Source organism: Psychrobacter sp. APC 3279, assembly GCF_030407795.1.
Taxonomy (GTDB): Bacteria; Pseudomonadota; Gammaproteobacteria; order Pseudomonadales; family Moraxellaceae; genus Psychrobacter.
The window spans coordinates 1-21969 of record NZ_JASDCR010000027.1 but is presented as its reverse complement, the minus strand read 5'-3'; the positions used below and the strand labels follow the sequence as shown (position 1 = coordinate 21969).

Below are 21969 nucleotides of genomic sequence, written 5' to 3'. Positions count from 1 at the left end.
TGAGTCTTTAGCATTGATTTTTAAGAGCTATTTTTAGCGGCCCAGTTCTTTCAATAGTTTGGTCTAGCGACGCGTTTTAGTGTCCATCTAAAGCAACCATTGCCCTAAAATCGCATTGACTGCAGCTTCTGTACGTAAGATACGAGAGCCTATATGTACAGGTGTGCAGCCTTGTGCTGACAGTAGCTCTATCTCATAGTCGATCCAGCCACCTTCAGCACCTATGCAGACTAGATTTGGTAGCTGTCGTGATGGTTGCTGTTGTAAAAACTCAGAAAAAGACTGCTGACTATAAGGATGCGCGACAATCGCTCGATTGCTCATTAGGCTTGCCAGTGTGTCTTCAACAAATGGCTTAAAACGTTTTTGTAGCGTAATACTAGGAACAATCGTATCGATGCTTTGCTGTAGGCCTTCTAATACAAACTCGTCTAACCGCTCAAGCATTGGACTTTGCCAATAGCTTTTTTGAGTACGGTAACTATTTATAAGAATGATATCGCGTACACCAAGCGCCGTCATATCCATGATCAATCGCCGTAGCACTTTAGGACGCGGTAACGCTAAAATAACAGTCAGATCCAATTTGGCAGGCGGCACAGTATTCAGCTGGACGTTACCTAGCTGAATGCTGTCAGAGGTAATATCTTCGATAACAGCCGTACCAAGGTTACCGCCTATTTGGCCAATCTTAAGCGTATCACCAACTTTTGCGCCCAGCACTTTAGTCACATGGCTGACTTGAGACAAGGCATCGATTTTTGCTGCGTTTGCTGAGAAATTTTCAGCGGGCAATAATATACAGTTCATAAATTATCTTGGTTAGAAGACATATCGATAGCGTCTTCAATCATCGTAAATTGACGGGTCAATACTGCTTGCTGCTGTATTGTCATTTGCTCGCCAGCTTGCCCTGCCTGCACGGCCAATGACAAATTGCTCAGCCAAGTCGCCAACTGCGTATAGATACTCACAGCGTCTTCACGGTTATAAGCTGTTTTCTTACGAGAAGTTTTTTTGTTCGCCTTTAACTGATCATCACTGACTATCTGTGCATCTGTACTACTTGCGCGATTTGACTCGATTTGACAATAAAAATCATTACTTGGCTGATATAAAGCGCCTACGCTAGCCAATTTGTCTATCACGCTTTGGCAAGACTGAGTATAACGCCCCATCAGTACAGGCGTGGCCACACTTGCAGGCTCTACTGGATTATGCCCACCAATATCTACCAGCGAGCCACCCACAAACGCTACATTTGCCAATGTATACCAAGTCATCATCTCACCCATGCTGTCTGCTAGATAGACTTGCGTATCTGCATCAATCACGTCTCCATCACTGCGCCGAGCCATATTTAACCCAGTTTTCTGAATGAGTTCTGCTACTGCGTCAAAACGCTCAGGATGTCTAGGGACAATAACAAGCAATGTATCTGCTAATGTGGCTTGAGACAGTAGTTGCTGCTGCAATGACAACGCTGCTGCCTCTTCGCCATCATGAGTACTCGCAGCTACCCACACAGGACGATCTGCTATACCAAAATCTGCTCGCAGATCAGCTTTCTTACTATAAATACGGTTATCTTCTACCGCTTGGTCATCAGTTTTGGACGCATTGATTACCCACTTTAATGAGCCTGCCACGCGAATTTGGGCGCTACTAGCCCCTAACTGCCGAAAGCGTTTAGCAGAGTCGCTGTCTTGCGCAATAATTAAGGAGAGGTTTTTCATCATACTGGCGCTGACTGCACCAATTTTTTGATAGCTCTGAAAAGAAGAAGCAGATAATCGACCATTGACTAGAATACTTGGAATACGGTGCTGGGATAACTTGGTCAAGATATTTGCCCACAGCTCTGTTTCTACAAACAGTGCAGCGATCGGCTGCACATGCGTTAAGAAAGTCTCGATCACAGCAGGGCTGTCGACTGGCACATAGCTGTGACTCATCTGACCCTGAGCTATCTTTTCTGCAAAGCGACTAGCACCACGGGCAAAACCTGTCTGAGTCGTATTGGTCAACCATATCTGATAGCCATTAGCCAATAACATATCTAATAAAGGCGCGACCGTATTGGTCTCACCTAATGAGACTGCGTGGCACCAAATCACTCCTTTATCGATATTAGCATGGACCACTGGACGCGGTGGATACTGCTTGCCAAAACGCTGATCGATTTCCTGCTGGTAATTGTCGTTTTTATGAGATCGACGCCATACTTGCAGACGATATAATGGCTTTAGCAGCCCAATAAGAGACTGATAATATAAAGGTGTCTCGTGTACCGCACGATTAGGCGATGATACAGGGCCAATTGGATTTGCAGAGTGGTCAGACGGGGTATTAGATGATGGCATGGAACAGCCCAAATTAGTTATGAATCAAACAATAAAAGGGTAAAGGTAAAGCGCGCCAATTCTACCTGAATTTAAGCTGTAACAATAAGCTTTTAAAAAGTCACTGAGTAAATAGTTATTAGATAATGATTTTTAGATAATGACTATTATCAATAAAGCGACTGCGATGATTGCGCCAATTAAAATCTGATAACGCTTGGTGCTATGCTGCTCTTGCTTCTGTGTGGTCAGCAGCACTTCTGCTTGCTGCCATTGCTGAACCAGATTGGCCGCTTCTGCATGACCATTATCCGCTGCCTGCTCTAACCAGTATTTACCGCTATCTATATCTTGAGATACCCCTACTCCTTGGTAGTACATTTTACTGAGTAGACGCTGAGCACGGCTGTCGTTTTTGCTGGCGGCTTGATTGACCCACTCTACGCCAGATTTTTTTTGATTGTCACTGTCCGCTGTCAAACCTTCACCTAACAATTCATACATGGCCAAACGTAGCATAGCCGCTGTATTACCATCTTCAGCAGCCGCTTGCAGTATTAGCAGCGCTTTGTTTTTTGCTGCGATATGATTATCTAAAAATATAACTTGGCGACGAGGTTTGTTCTGTTTGGCAATATGCTGCTCGAACTGATCTAATACTTTGCGTGCTTGCTGATATTGAACATCACCAGTTGGTTGTGGCACCGCTATCTCATCTAACTCTACGAGCAGTTGCGTAAACATCTCTGACGTCGATGTATTTTTTACAGGTAACGCAGGCTTGGCTGTTGGCTTCGTTACTTTAGTCAGCTCAGGCTTTATCAAGCTCTCAGACTCAGGAGGCACTACGCTTGTTTGCAACTCAGTTGTTACCGTAGCAGGCATAGCAGACTGAATTGCGCGACTCTCACTGTCAGTTACAACTGCATTAGCTTGATTATACTCAGCTCCTATCGACACTTCCTCTGGCTTGTTAAGAGGAGCATTTAATTGACTAGTACCGACATGCGTATTTGAATCTGCGCTCGGAACGATGCTTTCAGTGGTTTGATGAGTGGTTGCTTTATGTGTTGTTGCTTTGCTTGTTGTTACTTTATGCGCTGTTAATTCAGGCACTGAATGAACATCGTTGCTTAAAGTAGTTGGTAGTCTAAGGCTAACCGCTTGATACAACCCACTCTCTACTTGCCCGCCTTGTAGTACTGCGTCAAACTGCCGATCAATATGACCAAACAGACGCAGCCCTATTGGCTCTAGTGCAAAAAACAAGCGCTCTTTAACCCCGCTATCATCATAACCGACCGCCATATGCTGATAAAAATCATCGGTGATCAATGTTAGCTCAGGGTAACGTTTACGCAGCTCAAACTGACCATACCAATGTGGCTTGCTTTGCCACTGCTGCGCCAATACACGACCGGCATAAAACGCCAAAAACACCATGAAATTACGATAGCGCTCATCGACCAACAGCGTCATCTCATCCCACATACCACTCTTGATCATATCTCGGCGCACTTGGGACAATAGCGTATCAATACGCTGTAAACTCTCAAGTGACTCGTCTAGCATACAAGCGCGCAGCTCAGTTTCGTAGGCTATACCGCCCGCAATAGGACGCCCAGCCAAGAAGTCTTGCCAGTAGCCTTCTGCAATATAGTCCAGTGGTGTTAAAGGTGATGCAGACATAGACGGACGTGACCTCTTTGCAGATAGATAAACCAAAAAAGCATAGGCTATAAAAGTGCTACTACTAAAATAATAGAACGGTACTGGTAGATTACCTTACCTTAAAAATCCGAGTGCTACAATAAAGGACTGAACAAGCGCACGACATTGTCAAACAAGCGTTTTGATCCATGACGCTGTTGCCACTCATCACTATCTAGGATTCGGCAGTTTTCTAAATAGACTTCCTGACAGTCCGCTACTTGGGCAACCATTTCTGGCGTATAAATCGCCAAACTGACTTCCATATTTAAGTAAAAGCTGCGCATATCAATATTGACGGTGCCAAATAAACAGTAATCATCATCGATAACCACTGTTTTTGCGTGTAGCAAACCACCTCTAAACAAGGCAATCACTACCCCAGCATCCAACAACTCTTGATAATAAGCTTGAGAAGCATGTTGTACCAGAAATGAATCAACCTTTTCAGGAACGATAATCGTCACATCAACGCCGCGCTTAGCTGCTATCGTCAGCGCGCCTGATAGGGATTCATCAGGGACAAAATAAGGCGTGGTAATACGGATGCGCTTATTGGCACGATGAATCACGGTAACTAACGTATTGTAAATCACATGAGCCGTTAGCTGCGGTGCTGAAGGTATTAGCTGCGCCAAGACTTTGTCCACGACAGGCATCTTTGGTACGACAATCGAAGTGGCACCTACATCTGGCTGCTCATGATCATCAACCGTATCCGCCAACACCTTCACTCGGCTATTTAAATCATTGATGGTCGGATGCATCACATATAACTTACGAGTGTAGTTATTAACCCGTTGATGCAGTTCAGCAAGATTGTCATTACTTTCAGCACCGATATCGGTAACAATCACCTTAGCCATCGCTGTATTAATACTAATCGAGTGCTGGCTAGTCGTTCGTAGTGCCACATCAATCCATTGACCAACGTTTTTATTTTGCTTAAAAAACCTTGGATCAACCAAGTTGAAGCTGCCGATATAGCCGATATGTTCATCGATAACCACCATTTTACGATGATTGCGCAAATCAGAGCGTTTGAATAGTGTCTTAAATAACCCCACTGGCAATGACTGATGGACATAAACGCCTGCTTTTTCTAATTTACGGTGCACACTGCTATTAATAAAGCTAAAGCTGCCCACACTATCAGCCAATATATGACACTCTACGCCGCGCTGAGCCGCTACAGACAGCGCCTCTATGACTTCTAGCACCTGTCCTTTTGGATAGACAATATAAAACTCCATGAGAACTATACGCTGGGCGGCATGAATATCTTCAATCAAACGCTGAAAGATAGAAGCAGGATCGGTCAACAGCTGCATTTGATGATTGGGAAATACACCAAACCCTGTCCAGCGCGTTCCTATTTGGCTAACACCGCGGTAGTTGGCTGGTAATAAGTCCTGCCCTTTATCAAAAATCAGATGCTCACGCCTTGCCATATCGTTCATCAAGATGCTGGCTTGATCCACGCGTTCACGATAGCGCCGTCCAATCATCGGCTCACCGAGCAGAATGTAAGCCACAAAACCAAATACTGGTAACGTATAAAGCACCGCAACCCAAGCAATAGACACACCAATATTGCGCTGCACAGAAACCACTCGCAGCGTCATTACTATCATAAGTACAATATGCAGCACCAGACCTAGACCCGCTAAGTCTCCCCAGGTCCAGCTAGTAAAAGTATCTTTAATAGTAAAAGTGTTTATATTGGCCTCCATCAACCGTTTTCAACGAATAAAGCATCCATAGTATAGTAGCTTTTCACCTCTAAACAACAAATAATGATAATAAGTGTATTTTTAGAAATGCTATATAATACATAGCTTTGAGTGCTGTTTCTGATAGATTACAAGTCCGATTTATAATTATTTTCTAAAAATATTAAAATAATATTTGACACCCAACTGTAAATCTATATAATACACACCCACAGCAAGGGGACTTACTTAGATAAGCCCAGCTGATTAAGTTAACATTGAGTGTGACAGCTAATGTTAATGAAGCAATACAGAAATTCTATTTAAAGAATTTCTCTTGTAGTAGAAGTTATACCTTATATTGGGTACTGAGCTTCTAGAATTTACGAAAATGTAAATTCTCTTGCGCTCGGACGAAGCAGTGCTTCGTTTGCTCCTCGCTCAGGGTGATTAGCTCAGTTGGTAGAGCGTCTGCCTTACACGCAGAATGTCGGCGGTTCGAATCCGTCATCACCCACCACTTCTTAGCAAGTGGCTAAACAAGCTAAGAGACCTAAGCAGCGGTAGTTCAGTTGGTTAGAATACCGGCCTGTCACGCCGGGGGTCGCGGGTTCGAGTCCCGTCCGCTGCGCCATATTTAAAACGAATTTAGACTGTAAAGTTTAAGCAAGTTTCGCCTCAAACATTAGGTTGTTTGAGGTTTTTTTGTGTCTGTAATTCTCTTTAAAGCCTTTATCCGTAAGGGTTGGTTATTCTGTCTTTATTAACCCCTAAGAAGCAATCTACTCTTTAATAATGTGTTCTCTATAAGTCTGCGTGCATGTACTTTACCTTTTGAAAAACGGTGACCAAGTACTCGGTGACCAAACGGTGACCATTTCGTGACCAAGATTGTTAAAATTTGGATGTGGCAACTGACCCCCAAATTTTATGCTTATCGATAAATTTAGAAGCTTAAAGGATTAGCCTCAAACTAAGTTTAAGATAAAGATGGAAACCTTTCTATCCATTTGCCTGTAATTAAGTTGTCAGTCTCGATGCAAAACGGTATAGCCCATAATCTCAATTCTTCTGCTAAATCAAAACATTCCAAAGGTATGTTGAACTGATGATGTTTAGGATAAATTAGCATCATGTCCCCACAACCATCCAAATACTTATGACCATAAGCAAACAATTGGTAAATATCCGACTGACTGATATTGTAGTTGTTATCATTGTCGCTTAAGTTTATTAACTTCCACTTGGTATCAAGTATATGGTGGTTTTTTCTTTCTTGACTGATTAATAAATCAGGCTTTAATTGAAAGCGCGATTTTAACCCTTCTTGGTCATTCACCATGTACTTACTAGAAGCTTGTGTTGTTAGTTGCCAAGGTGCTTTGATATCTCGTCGTAGACAGCTTGCTACATACTTCTCGAACAAAATTTCCATTGGAAATAACAATGCAATACCCCGATGCTCTCCCTTTTGAAAGTTTGGATTAAGCTTTTCAAGTATTAGTTGGCACCATGGCTTTATCGCTTGGTAGGATTGCAATATTTTGATGTCTGACCACTTATGCATTGAGTTTAGAGGCTCTCTAAGACTCGCTATACGGTCTAAGATGTGTGAGAACTCATTAGCCAGTCGCCAGTTCTCAGAACTTCTACAGTGCTGCTGTACGTAATCCAATGCCGTTTTAATTAACTGGTTCTCAAGTCGATTGGGATGATAGACATCATGACGAATATGAAAAAGATGAGCTCTACCAACCGTTTGCCTTTGTTGAACTGTAATATCAAGCTGGCCGCGAATAAATCTACTTTCTTCTTCGACTCGCTGATAGTCAAATCTGAGCCCAGACGCTACCAGCTCCTTTAGCAAATATAAAAACTGGTAGTATATCCATTCGTGAATAGGTAGGTTCATTCGATTGAGATTGGCAGATTGAGCCTCTTTATAGGACAAGTGCAAAACGGAGCTCAACATTTTGCATAAGACGGCTCTGCTATTATCTGGTTCCTGTAAACCTAACCCTGTCTTTGGTAGTACCTCAATACCTTCGCCGCAAGGACTTTCTAAATAGCCCACATAAGAGTGCAGCTGTAAGTATTGTGGACGCTTATAAGTAATAAACCGTCCATAGCTCTCTTTTTCGCTTAATTGCACTAACCAATCAAAAGTTTCTTGCTTGATAATAGCTAAATCTAAGCTAGGACATGCTGTCTTATCTGTTGTCAGCTGAGCATATTCTCTGACTTGAATCATGCTTCGCTATCCAAAATTTTAGACTCAGTCTGGATTAGTATTTTCTTATAGGATTCAGGATTGTTAAAAGCAGTCTTATTAATATGATAACGACGGTCGTTTAGACCTGTAATACTACTATGAAATAACTCGCTAACGGTCGGAGTTATCTCCCTAGTTTGAACAAACTGTTCTGATGTATGTTTACTAGGATCATTCAACACCCAGCCAATACGCTCCCAATCTGAAAAGAAATATTCCTGAAGTAACGGGATAATCCGTCTCTTAAAAATGTTACCTAATTCAATTTCTCTTTCGTCATCTGAATCTAAGTCTTTCAAGGACCAAAAATACGAGTGCCCTATGACGTGTTCACGATCTAACAGGACTTCAATACGCTGATTCATTACTGTCAGAATTTTGGATACAGCAATGCCATGAACTTTTATGCCATCTAATAGTTTAGGTTGAGGTAATAGCTCAACAAAATCAAATCGACGGCGTAATGCTAAATCTAGCTGTGCAAGAGATTTATCAGCGGTATTCATAGTGCCTAGTATGTAGAGATTTGAGGGTACTGAGAACGGTAGTTTTGAATAAGGCAGTATAACTTCACGCGCATCTGTACCGCCTTTACGCTTATCAGGTTCAAGTAATGTAATAAGCTCACCAAAAATACGGGATATGTTGCCGCGGTTGATTTCGTCAATAATCAGTACGTGATTTTTTGAAGCTTTTGGCGAGTTACTTATAGACTGACTATCTGTATAAAGTTAGAGTTTTATAAATATTTGAGCACAAAGAGCTGATACTCTTTGTGCTTTTTTCTTGCTTTGAGTATTACTGGATATTTTGTTGATTAAATTAACTAATATATAAAGTACAAAATAGTTGACAATAAGATATTACTCGTTTATTGTTCGAAATTATTGTTAATATTCTGTAACATAAAACACTTACATGGCATACAAAATGAAAATATCTGGTAACGGACTTATAAAAAATAAAGTATTGTCTATCACTAGCGTGGGCGTATTGTCTACACTATTCACAGGAATCGCTCATGCAGATGCTACCAGTGGGCAGACTTGGCTTTCTTCTCAACTGCAACAACCAAATAGTAAGATAGCGAATACTCTGCAGACCAAGCAAGAAGCCGCTCAAGCACTGAAACTCCTCCAGTCTCAAGTGAGCCAAACAGATTTGACGTCGCTGTTGGATGCGGAGTCTAGTACAGAGGGCCTCGTTCGTATTGCTTTGCTTGGTTATAGTCAGGATGAAGTCTTACATCCTGCATGGCAGAAAATTATTGATAACCAAAATATTGATGGTGGCTTTGGCCATATTGGCGGGTGGCAATCTAATCCACTGGATACATCTTTTGTACTGATCGCACTATCTGAGACTGGCTATTTAGCGACTCTTGATACAAATAGCCGTCAAAGTTGGCAGACTAGAATAAATAAGGCTTTAGCTTACCTCGCAACGCAGCAGCATACTGACGGTGCTTATCGTATCTCACATTTAGATGATCTATATACCAGCAGTTATGTATTATCAGCATTCACACCTTATATCGCGAACCAAGGTCAATATATTCCAGCTATACAAAAACTGGTCAGTTATCTTGAATCAAAGCAATCCGCACCAGCAACATGGTCCGGTCAAAATAATAATAAAGGTCTGTTTTTAGATGCCTTAGTTGCAGAAAGTCTCTACCCATACCAAGACAGTAGTGATGTGGAACTTTTCCGCACCAGTTTTAAAAATCGGGTACTAACGCTACAAAATAACGATGGCAGTTGGCAAGGCGATGCTTATGTGACAGCGTTAGTATTACGCTCATTAGATCAGCTCTCTCGGACTGTTGCTAATCCTATCACTTCAGCCATAAGCCTATCCGTCATTGATACAGAAACTAGCCTACCTTTAAGCGGTGTTACTTTGTCTGCTGATGCTAGCAATAGTGCTCAGTCTATTAACATAAGTAGTGATAGTGATGGCAACTTAATCATAGGTGACGTCAATCCAGGCAGTTATGTCTTCACATTAAAAAAAGACGGCTATGCAAGCGTTCAATTTAATTTACGCTTGCGCAAAGGGGAGCAAGTTAATTTAGGTCAAGTAAAACTGAGCCGCGCGGCTGCCGTAAGCAATGGTCAAATTCAGGGCGTGGTGACCGATAAGGCACTCGGCAGCCCTGTTGCTGGCGCTACGGTCACTGTGGTACTGGTTGGTACGGATGGTAAAAAACTTGACGGTTTTGCCCCTATTGTTGCGACAACCAACAATGAAGGCGCTTATCAAATTGTACTAACCAAAGAGCAGCAAACAGCCTCTCAAGGACGTTTTGGTATTGATATTCGTACTTCAGGTTATGCGCCTATCCAAGGCAGCGGTACTGCCAATGCGGGCGGTGTCACACTATTTAGCCCTCAGCTGATCAGCCAAAGCCAGTCTCAAGCCATATTAGTAGCCAAAGTCGTTGATAGCTTGGGACAGCCACTAGCAGGTGTTGTATTCAACAATAGCGACAATAATCAATCTATCACTTCTGACGCCTCTGGCAATATCACGGTCAATGGCTTGGATTCAGGTGCACAGGTTTGGACAGTAGGCAAAGATGGTTATCAGGATGTCTCATTTAGCTTTGTAGTTGAAGGCGCTAATACTTATGATGTTGGTATTGTAACCTTAAATACTGTGCAACTCACAGATCCCAATGATCCTACTAGTGATCCTATTACGGCTGCTACAGGAACGTTCCTATTTGCACCGACGGATGCAGTTAGTCAGCAAAAAGTACAAGGATTCAAAGTTGTTGCAGAAAGACTCAGCGAAAGTACTGGCGCAGTTTTACAGACTCAATCGTTCGTGCCTAATACAGAGCAAAGCGGCGCAAGCGAGCTTAGTGTTGAATTACCAACAGGTAAATGGCGATTAACGATATCTCATCCTGCCTACAAACCTTCAGTACAAACGCTTACTCTCGGTACTGATGAGAAAGTAACAATAGCACCTGCTTTAACACTTAACCCTTATGCACTCTCTGGATCAATTGTAGACTCACAGACCAATCAACCAATCGCTGATGCACCTATTAAGGTGTTCGACAATGATACTGAGCGGACGCTCTATACAGGTAAAAGCGACGGTAATGGCAACTTTACAATTCCAAGTAATTTGAGTGCCAGCAACGTCCGCGTTGAGATTGACCCCGCGTTATATTTATCAACCACGCGCTATATCAGTCGCCAAGCAGAATCTGAAACCAATGTCGATTTAGGTGAAATTCGCCTGCGTCCTAAATCAGCAGAAGTGGTATTGCCAGATTTGGTTATCTCTACCCTAGACAGCAGCAATTTGACAACAGATCAACAGCGTCTGACAACGACTGGTACGCTAAAAGCAACGATCGAAAACAAAGGTAATGCCGATCTGTCAAGTACATCGGTAGGTATCATCGCGTTCATTGATGCCAATAAAAACCGTACACTAGATGATAATGAACAAATAGTCGGTCGCTCAACTGAGACTTTAGACCTAAATCAAGGCGCTACTACAGAGATTAGTCTAGCTATCAATGGAAAAGTCGATTTCCGCGATGCACCTATCGCAGTGATGATTGACAGCGAGAGTCAAATTGCTGAACTTGATGAAGATAATAATGTTCGATTGACCAGTGATGGTGTTGAGATTAAGCCGCCAGTTGGAACCTTAGAAGTTGAAGAAAAGTGGATGTATGGGTATAAAGCATCTGATACAGATAGGCCTAGCAACTGGTCTAGTTTTGGTTCTTCAGCTTCGCCCGTTGCAGCGCCATTAGAAGATACTGATGGTGATGGCAATATTGGTCAAGGGGACGTATCTTCAATTATTTATAATAACTATTTTAATCAAATGGTGGTTCTTGATGGTTCAACTGGCGAGAAAAAATGGTTGGCTGCAGTCAGTTCGCGGTATACATCACCAACAATTGCTGATATAGATAATGATGGACTCCCAGAGATCATTGTAAATAATGGTTCCCGTATTGAAATTTACTCAAATACAGGAAACTTAAAAAAAACATGGAGCGTGGGAGTAAGCTCAGATTTCTATTCAAATGATATTTTAATAGCTGATTTGAATAAGGATGGCAACTCTGAAATTATTATTGGTAACTCTATTAGCAATTACTCTTCTGGGTTAATTACTAGAGGTAAATCTACTGTTCTTGCTATAGCAGATTTAGATGATGACGGTATACCAGAGTTAATAACTGATAGAGGAAGTGAAAAAGTCCAGCTTGACGCGAGTGGGATTATAACTGGTACTATCCAATACTTTTCTTATAATAACTCTAGGAGCTTTGCATCTGTTGCTGACATCACAGGCGATGGAAAGCCAAATATCGTTACTACAGGTGATAGCTATTTTACTATTTTCGATGCCACTGGTAAGCAAATCAATAGATTTTATATACCAACTGGAGGTAGAGGCGGTGTACCAACGTTAGCAGATTTTGATGGTGACGGCATTGCAGATATGGGTGTGGCTGGTGCTGCTGCCTATACTGTTATGCGGAATGATGGCAGTATTATCTGGTCATCACCTACGCAAGATCGCTCATCTAATGTAACGGGTTCAAGCATTTTTGACTTTAATAATGATGGGAAATCTGAAGTTGTATACGCTGACGAAGATTATTTTAGAATTTATGATGCACAAACTGGTAGTGTTATCTATCAGACACCAAACTCTTCACATACTGCCCATGAAGCACCCATAGTCGTTGATGCAGATGCAGATGGTCATGCAGATGTTTTATTCGTATCTAACAATACTACAGGAAGAGCTGGACGCACCGCTGGCATACGCATGATCTCCAGTAAAAACAAAGACTGGGCGAACACACGTAATATTTGGAACCAGTACAGCTACCATGTCACCAACATCAATGATAACCTATCCATTCCTAAGAATGAACCCAACAGTTGGGAGGTGCACAATACCTATCGCGCCAACTTAATCCCTGGTGTCAATGTCACCGCCGCCTCTGATTTAACTGCTTCATACATTCAAATCCATGACAAAGGCAATTCTGCGCCCAGTCGCTTTACTGCTCGTATTGGTAATGCTGGGGGCAAGCCTGTCGCCAAAGGTACACCGGTTAGTTTCTACCGACTGGCTAAAGGTTTAGACGCGACTCAAGCTGAGCTGATAGGTAAAGTCACGTTGACTGATACACTGGATGGTGGTGACTATGTTGATCTGAGTATTGATTATACTTCTGCTAATGGTAGTCTTGCTGATTTTGGTGAGCTGATTGTCATTGCTAATGACGCAGGCGCTGGTGTTGATAGTGCCACAGGTATCCCTAACCCCACTGATCCTACAGACCCTATTAGCCGTCAAGGTGTTGTCCAAGAATATACCCGCAGCAACAATATCGCGCGCATCGCTGTCACTGGTGAGTTCACTGCATTTAGTCTAGCAGGCAATGTTGATAAAACCTCTTATACAGCCAATGATATCGTTACTATCATGGCAACGCCAACCAACTTAGGCAGCTTTCCTACATCACCAAGCGTTCGCGTCAGTATTATTGATAGTGCAGGAAATGTCATTGAGCGATTTGCTGATACTACCACTGACTTGAGTGTTGCCCTTACCAACATTGGCAATCCTCCGGTTAATAGCGCCAACGTGCTAAACACATGGCAAACGGGTCAGACACCAATAGGCAATTATACCGCCCATATCGAGCTGATTCATCAGGATAAAGTCGTCGCTGAACTGGATAGAGCCTTCGCTATCGTCGCTGATGGTGCGCTCTCCGCTCAAACAAATAGCCAGTTGTATGTCGATAAAACACAATACCTACCAACAGATATGGTACAAATTCACTCGCGTGTCATTAACACCGCCAGTAATGCGATGGCAGGCCAACGTGATGTCACTTTAACGGTCACTGACCCTAACGGTCAGAATATATGGACGCAAGATTATAGCTATAATGAGCTTGCACCAAATGCCATCAAAGACCAGTATTTTAATGTACCTCTTGCCGATGCTATAACGGGTAGTTATACCGTTACCAGTACAGCGATAGCAGCTGATGGGACTCAAGCGAATCAAGCACTGACACAGTCATTCACTGTACTATCAGCTGCGCAGACAGGTTTTGGCGTGGCAGGTACGTTAGCGGGTACATCTGAGATAACTGTCGGTGAAACCGTTAATTGGCAATGGTCGATTGATAACTCGAGCGATGAGCCGCTAAATGATTTGCCATTATCGATAGCGCTGTTTAGAGGTGACAGCTTAGAGCCTTTCCAAACGCTTACATTATCGTCAACCAGTATTGATGCTTCTGGTACGTTATCAGGTATGTCGCCTTGGATAAGTTCTGGCGTCGATGGAGAGCGTATCACAGCTGTCTTGCTTGCAGAGTTTGCTCAAGGTCAAAAAGGTTTGGCACAATCTCAGGTTTTATTAACTGAGCCTCCTATCAATGTCACCATAGGCGACAATGATAATATCGATAATACGTTGTTGGTCTACTATAACTGTGTACCGGGTTGGAATGTCTATAGTTATAAATTTAGTCATGGCAAGCATAAGCAAAATTGCTTTGAACAACGCGAATCAGTGTTAGAGCGTTATTTAAAACGCCTAGATGTACCCTATAAGCTGGTATCGCGTCCAGAAAAATTCGCTAATGAAATGCAGAGCGGTAAATACACTCAATACTGGTTGTTGGGGGCGGTTAAGCCGTTACATCCCTATACAAGAAGAGAGCTTGTTGAACTGGCATATAGTGGTGACAACCTACTCATAGACAGTGCAATGAACGGTTCTGTTGATCAAAATCTCTATAGCTTAGCAGGGGTAAAACGTCGAGGTGCTTTGCGTCTAAACTCAGATACTTTAGCGTTTTCTGATCAATTTGTTACAGCGCCAACTGATGACATGATTGCTAATACTGCGCTTCGAATGACTGGTCGTCCTAAAGCACACCATGGAAGCTGGGCACAGCATTTAACCCTCATTGATCCAAATAAAGCTGAGGTTTGGGCTACGGTGAGTAATGACTATAGCGGCGGGCACAATAAAAAAGGAAACAAGCATCACTACCAAAGTACAGACTATCCTGCAATTGTGGGTCAACGCTATGGTAATGGAACACCAATAGCGACCAATTTTGATGTGATTGGTAGTTTGGATTTGGCTACTTCAGCAGAGATTTCACCTTATCCCAACAGTAATAGCACTACCAACGCCCAAGAGCTTCATTGGGACAGTGTCTTAACGCAATTACTAAACTCACGCCGCCAAATTGTCAAAACTGACTATGTGCCAAACGAAGTGGTACGTTTGCCTGTAGATATAGAGAATACGAGCAACAAAGATAGGCATATTCTTGTGAAAGTAGATTTACCAGTAGGCAGTCAATGGTTGGGATATAACGGGGGGATGGATGACCTTGTTAAGGACAGTGACACAGTCAATTATCAGATTACTGTCACAGCTGGACAGTCTATTCATGATGTCCTGACTATACGATTGCCACAAAATTCGGGAACTCATCCCGTACGATTAACGGTCTCAGACGTTACTAACGGTAGTAACAACTCCGTACTACTAGAGGAGTTTGAAACACGCTATCTAGTGCGTGATATTGAGTCAAGAATCCAAATATTGCATGACACGATTCACCAGTGGTCTTTGTGGAGCCGAAATGGAAAACTCAAGATACATGCCAAAGCTCAGTTAGGTCTCGTTTACAAGCATCATAAAATAGGATTACACCACTTAGCTGTGTATGAAGCCGCTCGTCTTGGTGAAACCCTATCGAGACTGCAAGAAGACGATACTTCAAGCGAACTTGAACAGCTGCGTTATGAGTTAGATGAGCTGCTAAGAGCGCTGCAGATAGAACTGTATCTTTCTCGGAATCAGTATGATCCGCACGCCTAAGCCCGCAATAACCGTGGTAATCAAACCCCATTATTATGCAACCGTACTTGAGATAAGACCATGACGATTTTTTTTAAACCAAATCCGCAAGACCTAGCACTCACTCAATCAACTAAGCTGACAAAGGCTCTAAGTATCCTATGTACCGCAGGGATGCTCAATGCCATCACCTTACCAGCACAGGCCGCGGCTGCCAACGACAAAATCAAAGCTGAGCTTGAAGCCAAGCAAAGCCTTATCGGTAATGATGCTTATGACAAACTGGTCAACCTAACTGCTAAGTACCAACTGGAACAAGCAAACTATCAACAGCAGCGTCAAGAAACACTTTCTGGCAGAAGCATCTACCAAAAAACTATCGATGGTATTACCAGTCTTTTTACTGATAACAGTGAAGTCATCGATGTCGTTGACCCTGAGCTGCTGCAACATACCAAGACAAAACTACTCGATTTGCAAACACGTATGAATACAGAGCAAGAAGACATCATTGCTCAATTGTCGGCTCAAACCAAAAATATGCAGCAAGGCAACTTTGATAAACAAGACTTTATCGATCAGAGCGACCTGATTGCTGAAGTCAACGCTCGCCACCAAACGTTAAATAAGCTGTTCGAACAGCTCAGTGCTAGCACAACGGAAAGTCAAAGTTTGGATGCCATATCAGCTATCAACACACAAATACAAGAATGGCAACCCAAACAGCAGCAAACCGATGTAGAAAACCTACCGTGGGGCATGCCTGATAGTGATGTGCGTAAGCCTATCGTTAGCGAAGCGGATAGCGCGGTACTGCGTAAAGCAAATTATAATGCCGAGCGACAGCCTTACTCAGCGGTGCACCAATGGCGAGATACTGAATACCGTTTTGGTCAAATGCTACTGGGTCAAACCGCTATTAATACTGACTTTAATAAAGTAGCAGGACTGGCTGGTCAGACGGATGCTGGTAATTGGACGGTATTAAATGCTTTACCTGCTCAAGTACAGCCTGCTGATCTAAACGAAACGCCCGATGTTCAAATCACGCAAGCTATCATAGACAAAGCAGCCGAGCTAAATAACAATCCTGCTGAAATCTATAAATGGGTACACGATAATATTCAATATATGCCAACCTATGGCAGTATCCAAGGTAGTGACTATACTCTGCAGACCAAACGTGGTAATTCATTTGATACCGCAAGCCTCCTTATTGCGCTCCTTCGTGCCTCAGACATTCCAGCACGTTACGTCTACGGTACGGTCGATATTCCAGCCAAACAAGCAATGGACTGGGTCGGCGGCGTCAGTAACATCAGCGCGGCTCAGAACTTGCTCGGTCAAGGCGGCGTGCCCAATGTGGCCTTGACTAATGGCAGTGTCGCGACCCATCTACGCATGGAACATGTCTGGGTAGAAGCCAATATTAACGCCATCAGTGGCGGCGCTGCCAATAATGATACTCAGACCCAGTGGATACCGTTGGATGCCAGTTATAAGTCCTATACGCGTACAGAAGGCATTGATCTAGCTAAGGCTGTACCATTTGACGCTGAAGCCTTGATTGCACAAGCCAAAAATGGCGCTGTCATTGATGAGGCGGCTGGTAGCGTACAAAACCTGAATCAAGGCGCGGTCAACCAAGCTATTGAAGACTATCAAGCGCAAGTCCAAAACTATATCGAACAAAACCATAGTGACGCGACGGTAGGCGATATACTGGGTACGAGCACGATCAAGCCTTACAATAGCTCGATGTTAAGCCCTGTACTGCCGTATCAAGTCAGAACGGTAATATCTGATTATCAAGAGCTGCCCGATAGCATGCGTCATTATTTCACTATGGTGCTGTATGAAAACGTTGGTCGTTATGGTGGCTACGCAGGTTTAAGCTCACCTGCTTTAGACTTTAAAATCGCTACCGTTCAGCTACAGGGCAAACCATTAGCGCTGTCCTTTAAGCCTGCAAGCCAAGCAGATGAAGATAAATTACTCAGTTACCTACCAAAAGATGACAATGGTACACTGCCTAGCAGACTACCAACCAGCATCACTATGACGCCTGAAATCACGCTAAATGGTGAAGTACTGGTCTCAGGCAGCAATTATAAGCTTGGGGATAGCATCAGTGGCAAAATGAATATCACAAGCCCTGGTAGAAACGCCAATGGTGGTACGGACAAAGAGATTATTGCAGGTGAATACCATGCGATTGGTTATGACTTACAAGGCTTAAGCCAACAGCAGCTAGAGAATACCAAAGATACGTTAGAGGCTGCCAAAGAAAAGCTAGAAAAGTTTGAACAAACTGAAAATCAAGCCGCCCTCGACGGACTCACTAAGCACGATCTAACCGGTGCGATTTTGCAAGCGGGCGTGCAAAGCTACTATGCCGTCAATGATACCCAAGACATCATCGCTCAAAAACAAGCAGGTATCGTTCAGTATCCCTTCTTAACCTATGGCACATTTTCCACCAACCTAACCCCTGAGTATCGCTATGGTCTACCCCTTGCGGTAAAAATGGGTGGTGTGGTCATGGATATCGATAAAATCCTACATACCAAGGTGGAAATTAATAATGATCGAGAAAAGCTGACTGCCTATAATCTCTCAAGAGGGCCAAGCTATAGCTTAAATGAAAATCTTGTCCCTGAGCAGCTGTTTGATAATCCTGCTACGCCAGAAAAAGAAGCCGATGGTATCAGTGCGACAAAAGCACTGTCTCTCGCCGCTCAGCAAGGACAGACCATCTATACAGTGACTAAAGCCAACTATGCAGAGGTACTGCCAAAACTGAATCACAGCGATGTGGTGATGACCGATATCCGTAACGGCGTGAACGCAGGTAAGACGGTAACAGTGCATGATACCCAGATTACTCTAAACGGTTGGTCAGGTACGGGCTATACCATCTTAGACCCTAATACGGGTGCTGGTGCGTATATGATTGGCGGTGGGGTTGATGGAGGGTTTTTACAAGGTTTCGCTTTCGGCTTATTAGCAGGAATGATGCCTGTACTAGTATCTTTAATGCTGATTAATCCAATTTTCGCAATGGTTGTAGGTGCAATATTATTTTTGACGGAAACGGCATATAAATGGACTAACACTATTGATAAACCGCAATACACTGCTGGCAAATATGTGGGACTAGTTACAGGATTGATTGGACTTTCAATAATTGCTGGACCTTTCATGTTAACTTTATCACCATTGTTTATATTTGGATTAATGTTTGCCATGATGACAGCGATGTATTATATAGTTGCAGATATCATAAGTGCGAAATCAAATAGATACATTCGAGGCGAGGATATATATGAAGCTTAATCTTATCTCTCAAATTATAGTAAGTACTCTTGTTATAGTTGGTGTAATAATATATGTACTCTGGTTGCGTTCCAACGGGACTCCGATAGATACTAAGGTGGTTTTAGATATAACAGGGATATTTATCATTGTAGGTACAATTTTTACTATATTAAGTTGAGTGATTGGACGGTATCAGTGCGGTGAAGGCGTTACGCCTAGCCGCCCAGCAGGGACAAACGATATATACCATCACTCGGGAGAATTATAGCGAGGTGTTGCCGAAGCTGAATCATAGTGACCTAACCCTAACTGACGTGAGAAACGCAGTAAATGCTGGCAAAGTGGTTACCATTCACGTCAGTGAGATTGTGTTTAATGGTTGGACAGGAGCAGGTTATACCATCCTTGATAAGGTATCAGGTGCTGGGGCGTATATGATCGGTGGTGGACTTGATGGAGGGTTTGTCAGCTTTATTAAATCGCTAAAGGGTAAAAACTTAAAATTAGTAGCTTCCTTGTTTATTGGATTTTTAGAAAAACGACCAAATTTAAAAATCCTATTAAAGAGTGCAGGTGGTGTGTTTGGACAGCTTATTACTACTGTTGTTCTAGGCGTTAAATTCTATACTCAATGCACAGATAGCACTAATGCTCTGGCATTAACCTTAGTATTCAGTCTAATATCAATATCTATAGCATTGGCGTTATTTTTTATATTTGCACCTTGGGTTGGGTTAATAGCTTCTATATTAATTGGTCAAATTGAGAACCGTATAGCAAATGTATTAATTAGTAGAGGTTGTTAATTATGAAATGTCCTAATTGTGATGCCAAAAATTCAAAGCTGATAGCTCTTACTAGATCTGAATTATATAGTGCAAAATTTGCACCCTGCAAGAAGTGTGGAAAAGAACTAGTTGACACTGATAGACTAATAAGAATTATTTTTACCATTTTTATTCTTCCAATTTTACTGATATTTGTATTGCCAAAGATAACGGAAGACTATTTAGGTATGAGCTTTTGGATAAGCATGATAGTAGATGCACTACTTGTAATTCCGTTAATTATTTTGTCAATCCCTTGGAAGCGATCGTAGGAACTCTTTATTTATTGAATTAACTAATATCGTAAATATAGAGTGTTAGCAGTAATAGGAGCGTTGGCATGCTAGACGATAGAGAGAAAAGAAGAAAACTTGTATTGGAGCAAAGAGAAAAGAGGAAGAAGAAACAAGAAAGGCAAAGTAAAGAGAGAGGCGATATATGGAAGCTATTTTTTGAACCTAATCCTGAGTTCGCCAAGTTTTTTCTTCAACCAATTCCTTGGTTACTAGGTTTGGCTGTATTTTCAATTATATTGGTAATAGTAATAGATTTATTCGAGTTTTTCACTTCGTAAATAAGATCAGGCATCACCTTGATAAGTCGACCTCAAGTAGCGGAGTTAGCTGTTTAAGGTCGATTTGATTTCGGAATATTAAATAAGTGCTATTTAAAGTTAAGCAGGTATCGTTCAGTATCCCTTCTTAACCTATGACACATTTTCCACCAACCTAACCCCTGAGTATCGCTACGGTTTACCACTTGCGGTAAAAATGGGCGGCGTGGTCATGGATATTGATAAAATCCTGCATACTAAGGTGGAAGTGAATAATGACAGAGAAAAGCTGACTGCCTATAACCTCTCAAGAGGGCCAAGTTATAGCTTAAATGAAAACCTTGTCCCTGAGCAGCTGTTTGATAATCCTGATACGCCAGAAAAAGAAGCCGATGGGATCAGTGCGGTAAAAGCACTGTCTCTCGCCGCACAGCAAGGACAGACCATCTATACCATTACCAAAGCCAACTATGCAGAAGTACTGCCAAAGCTGAACCATAGCGATGTGGTGATGACGGATATTCGTAACGGCGTGAATGCAGGTAAAACGGTCACAGTGCATGACACTCAAATTACTCTTAATGGCTGGTCAGGTACGGGCTATACCATCTTAGATCCAGAGTCAGGTGCTGGGGCGTATATGATTGGTGGCGGGCTTGATGGAGGTTTTACTGATTATGTATTTGGTATAACTGATTTTTTCGGATTTTTACTACTGGGACTGACATCTCTTAGTGATGCTACCATAAATATTCATACAAAATTTCCATTAAAATATCAATTTTATACAGGAGCAATAGGCTTGCTCTTTACAGTTATTGAGCTATGCTGAAGAAACCGTACAACTAAACTTGGTAAACTAAGCGTATTAACTGGAGTTTACCATGACCAAGAAAGTAAGAACCTACAGTGACGAATTTAAAGCAGAAGCCGTTAAGAAAATAGCAGACAATAACGGTAATGTTTCAGCCACAGCCAAGCAACTTGGCATAGCGATGCAAACGTTATCGAACTGGCAGAACAAAGCCAATCAAGGCAAGCTTATTGGCACAGAACAATATGATCCTGATCTTATGAGTGCTCTTCAAGAAATAAAGCAGCTCAAGCGGCAGCTTAAAGTAGCCGAAGAGGAGCGCGAAATTCTAAATGAGGAGGGATAAAGCGAAGCACCGCTTCGCCCCGACGCAAGATGAGAGCTATGCTCGAATGAGGCGACGGCGTACTTTGCAAGGCACAGCTAGTCAGGTACGCCTTCATCAAAGATAACCAGCACCTCTTTCGCATCACCACTATGTGCCGCGTGCTAAGTGTTAAGTTATCAAGCTATTACGACTGG

Annotated in this window: 11 protein-coding genes, 2 tRNA genes and 1 pseudogene; 8 read left to right on the top strand and 6 right to left on the bottom strand. The window is 42.5% G+C overall.

Annotation, left to right across the window (positions count from 1 at the left end; translation table 11 throughout):
• Nucleotides 1-87 precede the first annotated feature (87 nt).
• From QL898_RS13040 to QL898_RS13025, 4 genes are all read right to left on the bottom strand, one after another.
• Complete coding sequence (locus QL898_RS13040) at nucleotides 88-810, bottom strand: 16S rRNA (uracil(1498)-N(3))-methyltransferase (protein WP_290177110.1); 723 nt, start codon at nucleotides 808-810, stop codon at nucleotides 88-90.
• The gene (locus tag QL898_RS13035) at nucleotides 807-2363 is read right to left on the bottom strand and encodes a 3-deoxy-D-manno-octulosonic acid transferase (RefSeq protein WP_290177109.1); all 1557 of its coding nucleotides are present in this window, start codon (nucleotides 2361-2363) and stop codon (nucleotides 807-809) included. The genes QL898_RS13040 and QL898_RS13035 overlap by 4 nt, the downstream gene beginning before the upstream one ends.
• Before the next feature lie 132 nt (nucleotides 2364-2495).
• Nucleotides 2496-4031 (bottom strand): tetratricopeptide repeat protein, encoded by a 1536-nt coding sequence (locus QL898_RS13030; RefSeq protein WP_201547677.1) that lies wholly within the window; start codon nucleotides 4029-4031, stop codon nucleotides 2496-2498.
• 116 nt (nucleotides 4032-4147) lie between these two features.
• The gene (locus QL898_RS13025) at nucleotides 4148-5785 is read right to left on the bottom strand and encodes a cardiolipin synthase (protein WP_201547676.1); all 1638 of its coding nucleotides are present in this window, start codon (nucleotides 5783-5785) and stop codon (nucleotides 4148-4150) included.
• 423 nt (nucleotides 5786-6208) lie between these two features.
• Between QL898_RS13025 and QL898_RS13020 the strand changes: the two genes are divergently transcribed.
• Together QL898_RS13020 and QL898_RS13015 are read left to right on the top strand one after the other, a co-directional pair.
• A tRNA-Val gene (locus QL898_RS13020) sits at nucleotides 6209-6284 on the top strand.
• 37 nt (nucleotides 6285-6321) lie between these two features.
• Nucleotides 6322-6398: transfer RNA gene (locus QL898_RS13015), tRNA-Asp, on the top strand.
• A 345-nt stretch (nucleotides 6399-6743) separates the two neighbouring features.
• Here QL898_RS13015 and QL898_RS13010 read toward each other — a convergent pair.
• On the bottom strand, nucleotides 6744-8015 hold the full coding sequence (locus QL898_RS13010) for an McrC family protein (protein WP_290177108.1): 1272 nt from the start codon (nucleotides 8013-8015) through the stop codon (nucleotides 6744-6746).
• Nucleotides 8012-8746 (bottom strand): AAA family ATPase, encoded by a 735-nt coding sequence (locus QL898_RS13005; protein ID WP_290177115.1) that lies wholly within the window; start codon nucleotides 8744-8746, stop codon nucleotides 8012-8014. The genes QL898_RS13010 and QL898_RS13005 overlap by 4 nt, the downstream gene beginning before the upstream one ends.
• A gap of 220 nt (nucleotides 8747-8966) precedes the next feature.
• Between QL898_RS13005 and QL898_RS13000 the strand changes: the two genes are divergently transcribed.
• The 6 genes and pseudogenes from QL898_RS13000 to QL898_RS12975 form a co-directional block, all read left to right on the top strand.
• Nucleotides 8967-15956 carry a carboxypeptidase regulatory-like domain-containing protein gene (locus QL898_RS13000; protein WP_290177107.1) on the top strand — a complete coding sequence of 2330 codons (6990 nt, stop codon included), beginning with the start codon at nucleotides 8967-8969 and terminating at the stop codon, nucleotides 15954-15956.
• 60 nt (nucleotides 15957-16016) lie between these two features.
• Nucleotides 16017-19271: a transglutaminase domain-containing protein gene (locus QL898_RS12995; protein WP_290177106.1), complete on the top strand. Its 3255-nt coding sequence runs from the start codon at nucleotides 16017-16019 to the stop codon at nucleotides 19269-19271.
• A 164-nt stretch (nucleotides 19272-19435) separates the two neighbouring features.
• Entirely contained in the window at nucleotides 19436-20059 is a 624-nt protein-coding gene (locus tag QL898_RS12990; protein WP_290177105.1) for a hypothetical protein, read from the top strand.
• A 361-nt stretch (nucleotides 20060-20420) separates the two neighbouring features.
• Nucleotides 20421-20654 carry a hypothetical protein gene (locus QL898_RS12985; protein ID WP_290177104.1) on the top strand — a complete coding sequence of 78 codons (234 nt, stop codon included), beginning with the start codon at nucleotides 20421-20423 and terminating at the stop codon, nucleotides 20652-20654.
• Between the two features lie 211 nt (nucleotides 20655-20865).
• Nucleotides 20866-21465: a hypothetical protein gene (locus tag QL898_RS12980; protein WP_290177103.1), complete on the top strand. Its 600-nt coding sequence runs from the start codon at nucleotides 20866-20868 to the stop codon at nucleotides 21463-21465.
• Between the two features lie 52 nt (nucleotides 21466-21517).
• Nucleotides 21518-21969 (top strand): annotated as a pseudogene (locus tag QL898_RS12975) (transposase); the annotation flags it as partial.